This is a genomic window from Actinomycetospora lemnae, assembly GCF_028737315.1.
GTDB classification, from domain to species: Bacteria; Actinomycetota; Actinomycetes; order Mycobacteriales; family Pseudonocardiaceae; genus Actinomycetospora; species Actinomycetospora lemnae.
On the sequence record NZ_JAQZAO010000002.1, the window covers coordinates 603,238 to 618,407 of the forward strand.

The following is a 15,170-nucleotide window of genomic DNA, read 5'->3' on the forward strand; positions in this document are numbered from 1 at the left end:
CGCTCAGCGGTACTCGGCGGTCGTGACCCGCGGGACGTCGGCCGCCGTCGAGGACGCGGAGATGCCGGCGTGCAGCGCCACCACGAGCATCGCCGCGGCGACCGTGATCCACGCGGTCAGCTCGACGATCGTGCGCTTGTTCTCCTCGTGCTGGACGGCCTTCGCCGTGCGTCGACCGGGCACCGGCGCCTCCCTCCTCGTCGCCCGTCCAGGATGGACGATCGCGGAGTGTGACCCGGATCAGGGGGCGCCACCGATCAGTGCCCGGACAGGAGCGGCACGCCACCGGCGTCGGCTTCGGCGTCCAAGGCCCGCATGCACGTCGAGACACACGATCTCCGGCCGACCCTGCGCCGCAGATCACCGGCGGCGGTCCGCCCGCACCCACGCGCCCTGGTCGACGTCGCGGTCCCGCTCGCGGCCCACCGTCGCCACGGCGACCGGGATGCTGCTGACGCCACGGAGCATCCCGGGTCCAGACCTGACCCGGAAGCCGTCAGAGATGCCGCCGGAGGACATCCGCCACGAGCGCCGGCGCCGTCTGCAGCGCGGTGTGCCCCTGGCCCGGCAGGTCGACGACCTCGACGTCCGGCAGGGCGTCGGCCACCGCTGCGGTCGAGCGTCGGAGATGTTCGGGACTCTGCTCCCCGAGCAGCATCACGGTGCGCAGCCGCACGTCACGCAGGACGTCGGTCCCCGCCGGCATGCGTTCCAGCTCCCGCCCCTCGCGGGGCCAGGTGTGAGCGTTGGCGACGCGCTCGGCCCAGCCGGGGGCCTGCTTCATCCCCGCCGGCGCGGGCTCCGGCACCCCGACCAGGCGCAGCAGGCCGATCTCCAGCGCGCCCTCCGGGTCGCCGGCGGCGAGCCGCGCCTCCATCGCATCGAGGGCCCCGGTCGGGTCGTCGCGGCCGCCGAGCGGCCACGGCGGTTCGTCGACGACGAGCGTCGACGCGGGCAGCCCGTCCGCCGCCGCCCCGAGCAGGCAGACCGCGGCCGAGGAGTGGGCGGCGAGCACCGCCTCGCCGTCGAACCAGATCGCGATCGCGCGCAGGTCCTCGTGCTCGCGGTCGAACGAGTACGGCTCCGTGTCCCCCGAGTCGCCCTTGCCGCGCCGGTCGGCGAGCCACACCGCGAAGCGGCCGTCGAGCTCCCGGGCGGTCCCCGCCCAGACCGCCCTGCCCGTCGGCCGCCGGCGAAGGTCACGAGCGGGCGGGGTCCGTCGGTGACCCGTTCGAGCGCGAGGCGCGTGCCGTCGGCGGAGGTGACGTGGTGGAGCGTCGGTGGTGCGCGCACGGCGTCCTCCAGGCGGGTCGGCGGAGCGGCCCTCCCAGCGTCCCGCCCCGAACCGCCCGAGGGACAGGGGCGCGACCAGGACGGATCGGGCCGGCGGTCCCGGGACACCCCGGCGGTGCGGGGTGTCCCGGGGACCCGTCAGGCCAGCAGCGACGCGTCGGCCGGCGAGAGCCGGTCGGTGATCGTGTTCTTCTGGTGCCAGTAGGGGTAGAGCAGCGGCATCGCCGAGACCTCGTCGAGGCGGCGCACGTCCTCGTCGGTGAGCGCGAGCTCGGCGGCGGCGAGGTTGTCGGTGAGCTGCTCCTCGGTCCGGGCCCCGATGACGAGCGAGGTGACCCCGGGCTTGCGCAGCAGCCACGCGTTGGCCACCTGCGCGACCGAGACCCCGTGCGCGTCCCCGATCTCCGCGGCGACCTCGATGATGTCGTAGAGACGCTCGCGGTCGTGGACCGGCGGCTCGGACCACTCGCCGAGGTGCCGCGAGGTCTCCGGGTCGTCCTGGCCGCGCCGGAACTTGCCCGAGAGCAGCCCGCCCGCGATCGGGCTCCAGACGAGGATGCCGAGGCCCTGGTCGATCGACACCGGGACCAGCTCGTTCTCGGCCTCGCGGGCCTGCAGCGTGTAGTGGATCTGCTGGGAGACGAAGCGCTGGTACTCGCGGCGCTCGGACACCCCGAGGGCCTTCATGATGTGCCAGGCCGAGTAGTTCGAGCAGCCGATGTAACGGATCTTGCCCTTGGAGACCAGCGTGTCCAGGGCCTCGAGGGTCTCCTCGAGCGGCGTCACGCCGTCCCACCCGTGCAGCTGGTAGAGGTCGATGTGATCGACGCCGAGGCGGCGCAGGCTGTCCTCGCAGGACCGGACGATGCGGGAGCGCGAGGCGCCGCCGTCGTTCGGGCCGTCGCCCATCGGGAAGCGCATCTTGGTGGCGAGGTAGAGGTCGTCGCGGTGGTTCTTCGTCGCCTGCCCGACGATCTCCTCGGACACGCCGGCGGAGTACATGTCCGCGGTGTCGACGAGGTTCACGCCGTGGTCGACGCACAGGTCGATCTGGCGGGTGGCGCCCTCGACGTCGGTGCTGCCGAGCTTGGAGAACCCGCCCTTGCCGCCGAAGGTCATCGTGCCCATGGTCATCGTCGAGACCCGCAGGCCCGACCGTCCGAGAGTGCGGTACTCCATGCCGATCGATTGCCCCTGATCGGTCGCCCGGGAACGTGAGATGAGCGAAGGGCCCCTCCGCTCGACTAGATCGAGCGGAGGGGCCCTTCGGTCGGCACCGAGCGAGCGGTCAGCGGCGGGTGAGGCCCGGGCGCACGGCCAGCAGGACACCGAGGGTCGCGTAGCCGACGAGGAAGTGCGCGCCGGCGACGATCGAGCCGACGACCGGGCCGAACAGCATCATCGCGGGCAGGGCGACGACGATCCACGTCTCGGCGACGACCGGCCACGCCCGCAGCGCACCGCGCCACCGGCCGGCCACGGCCACCTTCACCCCGAGGATCGCCATGCCCAGCATCGACAGCGGCCAGAACGGGTCGAGGACCGTCGCGAGGGTGCTCCACTCGCCGCCCATCGCCGGCAGCGTCGTCAGGGACTGCACGGTCGCGAGCCCCAGGACCACCGACTCCACGATGATCATGGTGCGGGCGAGCCGCGACGTGCCCGCGGCCTGCGTGCGCCACATCGCCGCCAGCAGGCAGAACACGCCGAGCTGGAAGAACACGCCGGTCAGGTCGATCACGAAGCGGCCGAGGCCCGCCTCCTGCGCCCCGAACAGCATGAACGGGATGCCGTACGCGGTGGCGCCGACGGCGAGGCCGGCTCCGAGGGCCCGCAGGGCGCCGTCCCCGGGGGTGCGCACCCCCGGGCTCCCGGAGCCGGGCGCGGCGCCGGGGGCGGGCACGGCCTCGGTCGGCGTCGCCGCAGACCCGGCGGCGGCGTCGGTACGGACACGGGCGGGCGTGGTGCGGATCGTCGTCATGGCGGGCTCCCGGGTGAAACGGTCGGTGTCGCGGCGGGCGGCCGGTGGCATGGCGAGGACTCTGCGCGCCGGCCGTCCCGCCCCGGCAGGGCCGCGCGCCCCGTGATCGTCCCGACGATGTCCCGAGCCGCCGGGACACGACTCGGGACGCACGACGGGACCGCGGCGCGGGGACACGGGGCCCCCGACCTGGAACGATCAGTCGCGTGCGACCGACGACCGAGCAGCGCGCGAGCGCGGAGGTCGTCGACGAGCCCGAGGCCCCGCCACCGCTCGTGACCGCCGAGGAGACGGGACGCGCCCGCGACCTCCTCCTCGGGCTCATCGCGCTGGCCGGGCTGGTCGTGCTCGCTCTGTGCGTCGCCCTCGCCGTCCGCCACCGCGACGTCGTCACCGGGCCGGACGAGGGCGGCGGGATCATCGAGATCCTCGCGGGCCCGGTCCTGCTCGCCGCCGGCCTGCTCGTGCTGCGCGGCGCGGACCCGCGCGGGCGGCCCGTCGGGTGGGTCCTGACCGCGGCGGGCGCGGGCTGGTTGCTGACGGGCCTGGCGTCGGCCTGGATCGTCGAGGGGCTCTACGTCACGCCGGGCCTGCCGGGCACGTCGTTCGCCTACGCCGTCAGCGCCCGCTACGGCGCGTTCCTGCTGCTCGCGCTGCCACTCGTGATCCTGCTCTTCCCCGACGGCCGGCTGCCCCGCGGGCGGATCGGGCGTCCGGTCGCCCTCGCGAGCCTCGCGGGCACCGCCCTGCTGCCGCTGGTGCTGCTCGTGGTGCCGTCCCGCGAGGTCGAGGCGCGCAGCGGCATGCCGTTCACCCCGCGCGTCGCGGCCCTCGACCTCGACCCCCACTCGATCCCGCTGCCGTTCTGGCCGCAGCTGCTCGGCGTCGCCTTCGCGCTCGTGCCGCTGGGGATGGTCGTGCCGTTCGTGGTGGTCGCCGTCCGCCACCACCGCGCGCGCGGGCGGCGGCGTCTCCAGCTGCGCTGGCTGGTCTGGGCCGGTCTGGTCGACGTCCTGCTCGTCGGGGTCGGCGTCCTGCTGCCCGCACCGTGGCCCACGCTCTCCCTGCTCGTCGCGATCACCGTGACCTCCGGGGCGATCGCCACCGCGGCCGTGCGCGAGCGCCTCTACGAGATCGACCGGCTGCTGCCGACGACGGTCGTCGCCCTCGCCCTCGGCGTGCTCGTGCTCGCCGTGGACGGGCTGGTGCTGCTGGTCGCCGGCGCGGCCTTCGGCGGGCGCGACTCGGCGCTGCTCGCGGTGGCCGTCGTCGCCGTGCTCTACACGCCGCTGCGCAGCCGCCTCTGGCGCGCCGCCCGCCGCCTGACCCGCGGCTCCCGCGACGACCCGTACGCCGCCGTCGCCACCCTCGCCGGGCGGCTCGAGACCGCGGCCGCGCCGGGCGAGCAGCTCGCGGCGCTCGCCCGCTCGGTGGCCGAGGCGTTCCGCCTGCCCTACGTGCGCGTCGAGATCGACCGGGCGGACGGCGCCCAGGCCGTCGTCGAGCACGGGCACACCGACCGCCCGACCGTCGCCCTCCCGATCCGCTACCGCGACGAGACGATCGGCCGGGTCGCGGTCGCGGAGGGCCGGCGGCTCTCCGAGGCCGACCAGCGCCTGCTCGGCGACCTGCTGCGCCAGGCCGCGGGCGCCGCGCGGGCCGGGGCCCTGTCGGCGTCGCTGCAGCAGGCGCGGGTCGACCTCGTCACCGCGCGCGAGGAGGAGCGCCGGCGGCTGCGTCGCGACCTCCACGACAGCGTCGGCCCCGGGCTCGGCGCGGTGACCCTGCGCATCGAGACCGCCCGCGGCCTCGCCGCGACGGACCCCGCGGCCGCCGACGGGGTGCTCGCGCAGGCCGTCGCGGACGTCGGGGCCCTGCTCACCGACGTGCGCCGCCTCGTCCACGACCTGCGCCCACCCGCGCTGGACGAGCTCGGGCTCGCGGGCGCCCTGCGGGCCCAGGCCCGGCGGCTCTCGGACGACGGGCTCGAGATCGTCGTGGATGGCGAGCCGGGCGAGCTGCCCGCCGCCGTCGAGGTCGCCGCCTTCCGCATCGCCTCGGAGGCCGTCACCAACGTCGTGCGCCACGCCGGGGCGAGCCGAGCCATCGTCCTGCTCGAGCGCCGGCCCGGGCGGCTCGTCGTCACCGTCACCGACGACGGGCGGGGCATCGGCGCCGACGTCGTCGCCGGGGTCGGGACGCTGTCGCTGCGGGAGCGCGCCGCCGAGCTCGGCGGACGCACGAGCGTGTCCTGCCCACCCGACGGCGGCACGGTCGTCGCCGCCGAGATCCCCCTGGAGGACCCGTGACCGGGCCCATCACGGTCGTCCTCGCCGACGACCACCCCGTCTACCTCGACGGCCTGGCCGGGCTGCTGGCCACGGTCGACGGGCTCGAGGTGGTGGGCACCGCGACCGACGGGGCCGCGGCCGTGGAGACGGTGGCGGCGCTGCGCCCCGACGTCGTCGTGATGGACGTCCGCATGCCCGAGCTCGACGGGATCGCCGCGACCCGGCGCATCGTCGACGCCGACCCCTCGATCGGCGTCGTCGTGCTGACGATGAGCGAGGAGGACGAGACCGTCTTCGCCGCCCTGCGCGCCGGCGCCCGCGGCTACCTGCTCAAGGGCGCGACGAAGGACGAGATCGTGCGCGCGGTGACCGCGGTGGCCGAGGGCGACGCGATCTTCGGCCCGGCGCTGGCCCGGCGCGTGGTCGAGTTCCTCGCGCCGCGGCAGGCCACGGTCGAGGTGTTCCCCGAGCTCACGGCCCGCGAGCGCGAGGTGCTCGACCTCGTCGCCGCGGGCCGGGCCAACCCGCAGATCGCGTCGGCGCTGTTCCTGTCGCCCAAGACCGTCCGCAACATCGTCTCGGCGATCTTCACGAAGCTGCACGTCGCGGACCGCGCCGAGGCCATCGTGCGGGCGCGCGAGGCCGGACTGGGGCGGACGGGCGGCTAGATCCCGGTCTCGCCGGGCAGCGCCAGGGCGAGCACGCGGGCGGCCGGGCTGCCCGGCGCGGTCCGCAGGCGGGCGACGGCGCCGCGCCCGCGCGCGTCCTGCAGCGCGTGCAGCACCATGCCGACCCCGGCGCTCGCGAGGTGCCCGACGTCGCGCAGATCGATCACGACGGTCGCCGCGTCGACGAGCGCCGCGTCCACCGCGTCGCGACACGCCGCGACCCCCACCAGGTCGAGGTCGCCGCGGAGCACCACGTGCCGCCCGCCGTCGTCGTCGCGGACCTCCAGGTGCGCCGGCCGGCCGACGACCCGCTGCTCGGACCCCCGCGGCTCGGACCCCCGCGGCTCGGACCCCTGCGACTCGGACCCCTGCGACCCGGTGACGTCCTCGTCCTCCTCGTCGGGCGGGACCCGGAAGACGACCTGGGTGCCGCCGCCGGACACGGGCGTGACGGTGGCGTCGCGCGTCACCTCGCGCAGCAGCGTCAGCCCCCGTCCGCGGAAGCCGGGGTCGTCGGGCACGGGACGCCACGAGCCGTGGTCGACCACGCGGACCTCCACGGACCCGTCGTCGCAGCGCGCGAGGCCCACCTCGACCTGGCCCGAGCCCTCGTCGTCGCGGTAGCCGTGCTCGATGGCGTTGGTGGCGGCCTCGCCGAGGGCGAGCTGGAGATCGCCGAGCGGGACCTCGCCGACCCCGGCGGCCCGCGCCCACCGCGCGGTGCGGCGGCGCAGGACGGCGAGCGAGTCGGGGCGCGCGACCAGGACGAGCTCCAGCGGCGGCGGCACGAACCGGGCGACGACGAGGGCGACGTCGTCGGAGCGCGTGCCGAGATCGGCGAGCAGGGCGCTCGCGAGCGTCGACGGGTCGGCGTCGCGATGGCGCTCCGCCGAGGTCACCAGGCGGTCGAACCCCTCGTCGAGGGTCTCGTCCCGCCGCTCGACGAGCCCGTCGGTGTAGAGGACCAGCACCGTGCCGGGGTCGATCGTGGTCACGGCCTCGCCGTGGTCGCGCAGGCCGGGCGGCAGGCCGAGCAGGGGGCCGTGGCCGGCGGGGTCGTCGAGGAAGTGCACCGGGGAGCCGTCGGCCGGCGCGAGGAGGGCCGGGAGGTGCCCGGCACGGGCGTGGCGCAACTCGCCGGTGACCGTGTCCAGGATCAGGCACATCGCCGTCGACGCCTGCGAGCCGGGGATCCGCGAGGTCAGGCCGTCGAGCAGGCCGAGGGCCTCGGCGGGGCCGTGGCCGGCGAGGAGGTAGCCCGACAGCGCGGTGCGCAGCTGGCCCATGACCGCGGCCGCGGCCGTGCCCTGCCCGACCACGTCGCCGACCGCGACCGCGATGCGGTGCTCGCCGAGGTCGACGACGTCGTACCAGTCGCCGCCGGCCTGGGTGCCCGTGGCTCCGGGCAGGTAGCGCACCGCGAGCCCGATGCGGTCGAGGGTCGGCAGGCCCTGCGGCAGCAGGCTGCGCTGCAACGTGTCGGCGATCTGGTGCTCGGCGCGGTAGAGGCGCGCCCGGTCCAGCGCGATCCCGCACGGTTCGGCGAGCGCGACGAGGGCGCTGCGCTCGGTGTGCGAGATGCGGGCGCGGTCGGGCAGCCCGATGCCGATCGCGCCGACGGTCACCCCCGCGGCCACGAGCGGCAGCGCCATCGCGCCCCGGATGCCCCGGTCGCGCATGAGCGCCCGCAGCACCGGGTGGTCGCTCGACGCCCCGTCGTGCCCGCCGACCAGCCACAACGGCTCCCCGCCGTCGACCGCGGCGCCGACGAGCGTCGGGTCCGAGCGGTCCGGGCCGACGACCGGCGGGTCGCCGTTCTCCGCGGCGAGCGGGGCGAGGGCGCCCGTGCGCGGGTCGTACTCGAACACCGCGACGCGGGCGGTGTCGCCGAAGAGCGCCCGGAGGTGCCCGACGGTCACCTCGGCGACCTCGACCGGCGTGGCCGCCGCGGAGAGCTGGGTGCTGGCGCGCTGCAGCAGCGAGAGGCGCGCGGCGGTCGCGCGCTCCTCGGCGAGCAGCAGGGCGTTGTCGAGCGCCAGGGCGGCGCGTGCGGCGATCTCCTCGACGAGGTCGCGGTCGTCGTCGCTCCAGCCCGGCGCGCCGTCGCCGCGCTCGAGGGTGACCAGGGCGACCGGGTGGTCGCGGACCACGAGCGGCAGGTGCAGCACGCCCGCCTCGGTGGCCGCGGACCGCCGCTCCAGGGCCCGTCGCTCGCCGTCGCCGAAGGTCCCGGCGGGCAGCGGGACGGCGGTGGCCTCGGACGGCGCGGCGACGTCGGTGGTGCTGTCCGGCCGCCGCGCCTCCCGACCCTCGCCGGGCTCGCCCTCGTCGTCGAGGGGACGGGCCGCCGCGCGGGCGGCGAGGCCGACCTCGACGAGCAGGAGGACCAGGCGTTCGAGGCGGCCGGCCACCTCCGGCTCGGCGTCGAGCTCGGCCCCGACGCGGGCGAGCAACCGCTGGCGCTCGGCCTCGAGCCAACGCGCGTGGACGTCGACGCAGCTGCCGACGAAGCCGGTGACCCCGCCGTCGCCGGGCAGCGGGACGGCGTGCTCGGAGACCCGCCGGTACGCCCCGTCGCCGCGACGCAGGCGGTACTCGGCCTCCCAGCCCTCCCCCGCGCGGATCGCCCGGTCGCGCAGCGCGCGGTAGCGGCCGCGGTCCTCGGGGTGGACGCCGGCGAGCCAGGCCGTCCCGCGGTCGTCGGCGTCGGCGCGCCCGGTGAAGCGCCGCCAGCCGGTGTTGTGGAAGGTGCGTGCGCCGTCGGGGTCGGCCACCCAGATCATCGCCGGCGCGAGGTCGGCCATCGCGGTGAACCGGGCCTCCGCGCGGCGCCGCGCCCGGCCCAGCTGGAGGTGCGCGTCGACGCGGGCCAGCAGCTCCGGGGCGGTGAAGGGCTTGACCAGGTAGTCGTCGGCCCGTGCGGCGAGACCCTCGACGGCGGCCTCCTGCCCGGCACGCGCCGAGAGCAGCAGCACCGGGACCCGCGCGGTGCGCTCGTCGGCGCGCAGGGCCGACAGCAGCTCGAGGCCGTCGCGGCGGGGCATCATCACGTCCGAGACGACGAGCTCGGGCGGGTCGGCCAGCGCCGCGGCCAGCGCCTCCTCGCCGTCGGCCACCAGGCGCACGGCGTGCCGCGGGGCGAGCAGCCGGTGCAGGTAGGAGCGCATGTCGGCGTTGTCGTCGGCGACGAGCACCCGGCCGCGCGTGGCGTCGGGGGCGCCGGCCGGGGGCTCGGACTCGCCGTCGTCGTCGCCCTCGGGCAGCCACCGCATCGCCTCGGCGACGAACGACTCCGCGTCCGCGGACGGCGGGGCGGGCGCGTCGGGCACGGGCTCCAGCACGTCGACGACCCGGTCGGCCGGTAGGTGCGCCCGCCCGAACGGCAGGCGGACGGTCATCGTGGTGCCGGCGCCGAACTCGCTGCTCGCGGTGACCTCGCCGCCGTGCAGCCCGACGAGCTCGCGGACGAGGGCGAGCCCGATGCCGCTGCCCTCGCCGGAGCGCCCGCCCGCGCCCTCGACGCGGTGGAAGCGCTCGAACAGCCGGGGCAGCTCGTCGGCGGGCACCCCGACGCCGGTGTCGGCGACGTGGAGCACCGCGGCGTCGTCCGCGGTCTCGACCCGCACCGACACCCGGCCGGCCGTCGTGAACTTCAGCGCGTTGGAGACCAGGTTGAGCACGATCTGCTCCCACGCGGCCCGGTCGAGCAGGACCGGGCGCCCCGTGGACGGACAGTCGACCACGTACTCCAGCCCGGCCCGCTCCATCGCCGAGCGGAACAGTCCGGCGAGCTCCTCGGTGGCGGGGCCCAGGTCGGTGGGCACGTACCGCGCCTGGCGCCGTCCCGCGTCGAGGCGCGAGAAGTCGAGCAGGCTGTTGACCAGCCGTCCCAGGCGCCGGCCGTTGCGGTGCACCACCTCGAGCTCGGCGCGCCAGCGCTCGGGATCGACCGTCGGCGCGGCCCGCAGGTCCTCGACCGGTCCCATGATCAGGGTCAGCGGGGTGCGGAACTCGTGGCTGACGTTCGAGAAGAACTCGGTCTTCGCGCGGTCGAGCTCGGCGAGTGCCTCGGCGCGGCGGCGCTCGGCCTCGAACCCGCCCGCGTGCGCGAGCCCCGCGCTGATCTGGCCGCCGAGCAGCTGCAGGAAGCTCGCGGTCCGCTCGTCGTAGGGCCGGTGCGGGTTGACCCCGACGACGAGGAACCCGGCGAGCCCCGCGGTCTCCTCGTCGGGCCCCGTGCCCGGTGCCGCCGCGAGCGGGACGAGCACGGCCTGCCCGGGCGGCCGGTCCCAGGCCCCGCGGGGCACGGCGTCGCCGAAGCGGGCGGCGAGGTCGTCGATGACGACCGACTCCCCCGACAGCCCCGCCGCCCAGGGCCCCGCCCCGTCCGCGAGCACCCGCGGCGCGACGGGCGAGCCGGGCGTGGCGCCGGCGCTCGCGGCCAGGCGGGCCTCGCCGGTGTCCTCGTCGAGCAGGTAGACCAGCGCGAACGGGAGGTCGCGGTCGTTCTCCCCGAGCGTGCCCTCCACCGCCTGCAGCACGTCCCCGCGCGACCGCGCCGGGCCCATCGCCGTCGCGAGGTCGCGCATCGTCGCCATCCGCCGGTCGCCGATGACGCGCTCGGTGGTCTCGGTGACCACGCACAGCATCCCGGCCACCGAGCCGTCGGCGTCGGCGAGCGGGCTGTAGGAGAACGTGTGGTACGTCTCCTCGGGATAGCCGGAGCGCTCGAGGAAGAGCAGCAGGTCCTCGTCCCACGTGGCGACGCCGGTGTCGAGGACCGAGGCGATCCGCGGGCCGATGTCGGGCCAGATCTCCGACCACATGACCCGCGCGGGCTTGCCCAGCGCCCACGGGTGCTTGGCCTGCAGGGTGTCGCGCCAGTAGGCGTCGTTGTAGAAGACGGTGAGCTCCGGGCCCCACGCCATCCACATGGAGAACCGCGAGGTCAGGAGCATGCGCACGATCGTGCGCAGCGGCGTCGGCCACTCCTCGGGCGTGCCGACCGGGGTCGCGGCCCAGTCGACGCCGGCCATGTCGGCACCGACCCGGCCCCCACCGGCGAGCAGGTCGGACGTGCCGGAGCGGGGCTCCGTGCTCATCGCCTCCCCTTCCTGCCCGTCGTGCCCGTCCCGCGCGCGTGAGCGTCGTCGCACCCGGCGACCATCATGGTCGGCCGCGAGTGCGCATGCGCGACCGGCCCGTCGGGAAGCATCGGGCCGTGACACACGAGTTCGCGGTCTGGGCCCCCGACCGTACGACGGTCGGGCTGGTCCTGAGTGGGCCGGGCGGCCGGACGGAGCCGATGACGGCGGGCACCGGCGGGTGGTGGCACGCGAGCGTGCCCGACGCCGGGCCCGGCACCGACTACGCGTTCTCCCTCGACGGCGGTGACCCGCTGCCCGACCCGCGCTCGCGCTGGCAGCCGCACGGGGTGCACGCCGCGTCGCGCCTGGTCGAGGTCGAGCCCTCCCCCGCCGACGCGGCCTGGACCGGACGGTCCCTGCCGGGCTCGGTGATCTACGAGATGCACGTCGGGACCTTCACGCCCGAGGGCACGTTCGCCTCCGCCGAGGAGCGCCTCGACCACCTCGTCGAGCTCGGCGTCGACTTCGTCGAGGTCCTGCCGGTCAACGCCTTCGACGGCACGCGCGGCTGGGGCTACGACGGCGTGCTCTGGTACGCGGTCACCGAGAACTACGGCGGGCCCGCGGCCTTCCGCCGGTTCGTCGACGCCTGCCACGCACGCGGTCTCGGCGTCGTGCTCGACGTCGTCTACAACCACCTCGGGCCGTCCGGGGCCTATCTCGACCGGTTCGGGCCCTACTTCCTCGGCGAGAACGTGTGGGGGCCCTCGCTCAACCTCGACGGGCCCGGCTCGGACACCGTGCGGGCCTACATCCTCGACAACGTCACGATGTGGCTGCGCGACTACGGCGTCGACGCGCTGCGCCTCGACGCCGTGCACGCCCTGCGCGACGCCCGCGCCACCCACCTGCTCGAGGAGATGGCCGACCACGTCGCGTCGCTCTCGGCCCACCTGCGCCGCCCGCTGACACTCATCGCCGAGTCCGACCTCAACGACCCGCGGCTGATCACCTCGCGGGAGGCCGGCGGCTACGGCCTGGACGCGCAGTGGTGCGACGACATCCACCACGCCCTGCACTCGACGCTCACCGGCGAGACCCAGGGCTACTACGTCGACTTCGGCGACCTGGCCACGCTGGCCGAGGTCCTGCACCACCCGTTCCACCACGCCGGCACGTGGTCGACGTTCCGCGGCCGCCTCCACGGGCGGCCCGTCGACCTGCTGCGCACACCCGGGCACCGGTTCCTGGCCTACCTGCAGGACCACGACCAGGTCGGCAACCGCGCCTCGGGCGACCGGCTCTCGGCGACGCTCTCGCCCGGCCTGCTGGGGTGCGGGGCCGCGCTGGTGTTCTGCTCGCCCTACACGCCGATGCTGTTCATGGGCGAGGAGTGGGGCGCCCGCACCCCGTGGGCGTTCTTCGTGGGCTTCGAGGACCCGGACCTGCAGGTCGCGGTGCGCGAGGGGCGGACCAAGGAGTTCGCCGAGCACGGCTGGGGCGCCGAGGAGGTGCCCGACCCGACGGCCGACGCGACGTTCGAGGCGTCGAAGCTGGACTGGTCGGAGCCGACGCGCGAGCCCCACGCCGGACTGCTGGGGGTGTACCGCGAGCTCATCGCCCTGCGCCGCGCCCACCCGGAGCTCACCGACCCGCACCTCGACCCGGTGCGCGTCGACCACGACGCGCAGGCCCGCACGCTCGTCGTGCACCGCGGGACCCTGCGCCTGGCGGTGAACCTCGGCGGGGCACCGGCGACCCTGCCGGTCCCGGCCCGCGAGGTGCTCTACGCCCCGTCCGGGGTGGACGTCGGCGACGGGTCGCTGACCCTGGCGCCGGAGTCGTTCGCGCTGACGCGGGTGGATCAGCAGCGGTAGTCCGCGGCGAGGGCGGCGAAGCCCTCGGGGTCGACGAGCGAGGTCGTGTCGCCCGGTTCCTCGCCACGGGTCAGGCCGAGCAGGAGCCGTCGCAGGATCTTCCCGCTGCGGGTCTTCGGCAGCGCGTCGACCACCACCACCCGCGACGGGCGGGCCACGGGCCCGAGCTCGCGGGTGACGTGGGCGCGCAGGTCGTCGGTGGGATCGGCGGTGTCGCCGTCGCGCAGCACGACGAAGGCGACGATCGTCTGCCCCGTGGTCGCGTCCGGCGCCCCGACGACGCCCGCCTCGGCGACCCGCGGGTGGCTGACCAGCGCCGACTCCACCTCGATCGAGGACAGCCGGTGCCCGGAGACGTTCATGACGTCGTCGACCCGCCCCTCGAGCCAGACGTACCCGTCGCCGTCGATCCGGGCACCGTCGCCGGCGAGGTACCAGCCCCGGTCGCGGAAGTCGGCGAAGTAGGAGGTGACGAACCGGTCGGGGTCGCCCCACACGGTGCGCGCCATCGCCGGCCACGGGCGGTCGACGACCAGCAGGCCGCCCTCGTCGGGGGCGCACGTGCTGCCGTCCTCGTGGACGACCCGCACCGACAGGCCCGGCAGCGCCCGGGTCGCCGAGCCGGGCTTGAGCGGCGTGGCCCCGGGCAGCGGCGCGACCATCGCCGCGCCCGTCTCCGACTGCCACCACGTGTCGACGATCGGGCACCGCCCGCCGCCGACGTGCGTGTGCAGCCAGCGCCACGCCTCGGGGTTGATCGCCTCGCCGACCGAGCCGAGCAGCCGCAGCGACGACAGGTCGTGGGCCGCCGGGACGTCCTCGCCCCACTGCATGAACGTCCGGACCAGCGTCGGCGCCGTGTAGTACACGGTGACGCCGTACTTGGCGACGATCTCGAAGTGCCGGCCGCGGTGCGGGGCGTCCGGCGCGCCCTCGTAGAGCACCTGCGTGACGCCGTTGGCCAGGGGCCCGTACACCTCGTAGGTGTGCGCGGTGACCCAGGCGAGGTCGGCCTGGCACCAGTAGACGTCGTCGGGGCGGTGGTCGAAGCAGGCCCAGGCGGTCCAGGCGGTCTGGGTGAGGTAGCCGCCCATGGTGTGCACGAGGCCCTTCGGCTTCCCCGTGGTGCCCGACGTGTAGATGAGGAAGAGCGGCGTCTCGGCGGGGAGCGCCTCGGCCTCGTGCTCGGCCGGCTGCCCGGCCACGACCTCGTCCCACCACACGTCGCGCCCGGGCGTCCACGCCACGTCCTGGCCGGTCCGGCGCACGACGAGGACGTGCTCGACGCTGTCGACCCCGTCGACCGCGGCGTCGGCGTTGTCCTTGACCGGCACCGTCCGCCCGCGCCGGTACTGGCCGTCGGTGGTGACGAGGAGCTTCGCGGCGCCGTCGACCACCCGGAAGCGCAGCGCCTCGGCCGAGAAGCCGCCGAAGACCATCGAGTGGACCGCGCCGATCCGGGCGCAGGCCAGCATGACCACGACGGTCTCGACGAGGACCGGGAGGTAGACCACGACGACGTCGCCGCGCCCGACGCCCAGCGCCGTCAGCGCGTGCGCGCAGCGGGCGACCTCGGCCTGCAGGTCGGCGTAGGTCAGGCGGCGCTCGTCCCCGGGCTCGCCCTCCCACAGCAGCGCCGTCTTCTCGCCGTGCCCGGCGTCGACGTGCCGGTCGACGCAGTTGCGCGCGACGTTGAGCGTGCCGTCGGCGAACCAGCGGACGAAGGGGAAGTCGGCGCCGTCGTAGGCCTCGGTCGGCGGCGTCGTCCACTCCAGCCGGCGGGCCTGCTCGAGCCAGAACGCCTCGGGGTCCGCGGCCGCGCGCTCCCGCAGCGCCGGGGCCTCGGCGGCCGGGACGTTGGCGTCGGCCGCGAGGCCGGGCCGGGGAGGGACGACGTCGCTCATGCCCACCCGGGTGCCCCCGCGTGGTGCGCTCCGCGCAGGTGAGCAGAAAAGCGTGCTGTAGCACTCTTT

The 15,170-nt window shown here is 76.0% G+C and carries 9 protein-coding genes; 3 read left to right on the forward strand and 6 right to left on the reverse strand.

The window, feature by feature from the left end; genetic code table 11:
• Positions 1-3: 3 nt before the first annotated feature.
• From PGB27_RS06560 to PGB27_RS06575, 4 genes are all read right to left on the reverse strand, one after another.
• Entirely contained in the window at positions 4-183 is a 180-nt protein-coding gene (locus PGB27_RS06560) for a hypothetical protein (protein ID WP_274199534.1), read from the reverse strand.
• Positions 184-496: 313 nt separating this feature from the next.
• The gene (locus tag PGB27_RS06565) at positions 497-1,129 is read right to left on the reverse strand and encodes an alpha/beta fold hydrolase (RefSeq protein ID WP_274199535.1); all 633 of its coding nucleotides are present in this window, start codon (positions 1,127-1,129) and stop codon (positions 497-499) included.
• 302 nt (positions 1,130-1,431) lie between these two features.
• Positions 1,432-2,472 (reverse strand): aldo/keto reductase, encoded by a 1,041-nt coding sequence (locus PGB27_RS06570; protein ID WP_274199536.1) that lies wholly within the window; start codon positions 2,470-2,472, stop codon positions 1,432-1,434.
• A gap of 109 nt (positions 2,473-2,581) precedes the next feature.
• Positions 2,582-3,325 carry a hypothetical protein gene (locus PGB27_RS06575; protein WP_274199537.1) on the reverse strand — a complete coding sequence of 248 codons (744 nt, stop codon included), beginning with the start codon at positions 3,323-3,325 and terminating at the stop codon, positions 2,582-2,584.
• 155 nt (positions 3,326-3,480) lie between these two features.
• Between PGB27_RS06575 and PGB27_RS06580 the strand changes: the two genes are divergently transcribed.
• Positions 3,481-5,583, forward strand: a complete 2,103-nt coding sequence (locus PGB27_RS06580; protein ID WP_274199538.1) for a sensor histidine kinase — start codon at positions 3,481-3,483, stop codon at positions 5,581-5,583.
• Positions 5,580-6,233: a response regulator transcription factor gene (locus tag PGB27_RS06585; protein ID WP_274199539.1), complete on the forward strand. Its 654-nt coding sequence runs from the start codon at positions 5,580-5,582 to the stop codon at positions 6,231-6,233. Before PGB27_RS06580 ends, PGB27_RS06585 begins: the two co-directional genes overlap by 4 nt.
• On the opposite strand, the gene PGB27_RS06590 is transcribed toward PGB27_RS06585, so the two are convergent.
• A complete protein-coding gene (locus PGB27_RS06590; RefSeq protein ID WP_274199540.1) occupies positions 6,230-11,335 on the reverse strand; it encodes a SpoIIE family protein phosphatase in 5,106 nt (1,701 codons plus the stop codon). The two genes, PGB27_RS06585 and PGB27_RS06590, sit on opposite strands and share 4 nt — an antisense overlap.
• Positions 11,336-11,421: 86 nt before the next feature.
• Between PGB27_RS06590 and treZ the strand changes: the two genes are divergently transcribed.
• Complete coding sequence (gene treZ, locus PGB27_RS06595; protein ID WP_274199541.1) at positions 11,422-13,197, forward strand: malto-oligosyltrehalose trehalohydrolase; 1,776 nt, start codon at positions 11,422-11,424, stop codon at positions 13,195-13,197.
• On the opposite strand, the gene acs is transcribed toward treZ, so the two are convergent.
• Positions 13,185-15,101, reverse strand: a complete 1,917-nt coding sequence (acs, locus tag PGB27_RS06600; RefSeq protein ID WP_274199542.1) for an acetate--CoA ligase — start codon at positions 15,099-15,101, stop codon at positions 13,185-13,187. The two genes, treZ and acs, sit on opposite strands and share 13 nt — an antisense overlap.
• Between the last annotated feature and the right edge of the window lie 69 nt (positions 15,102-15,170).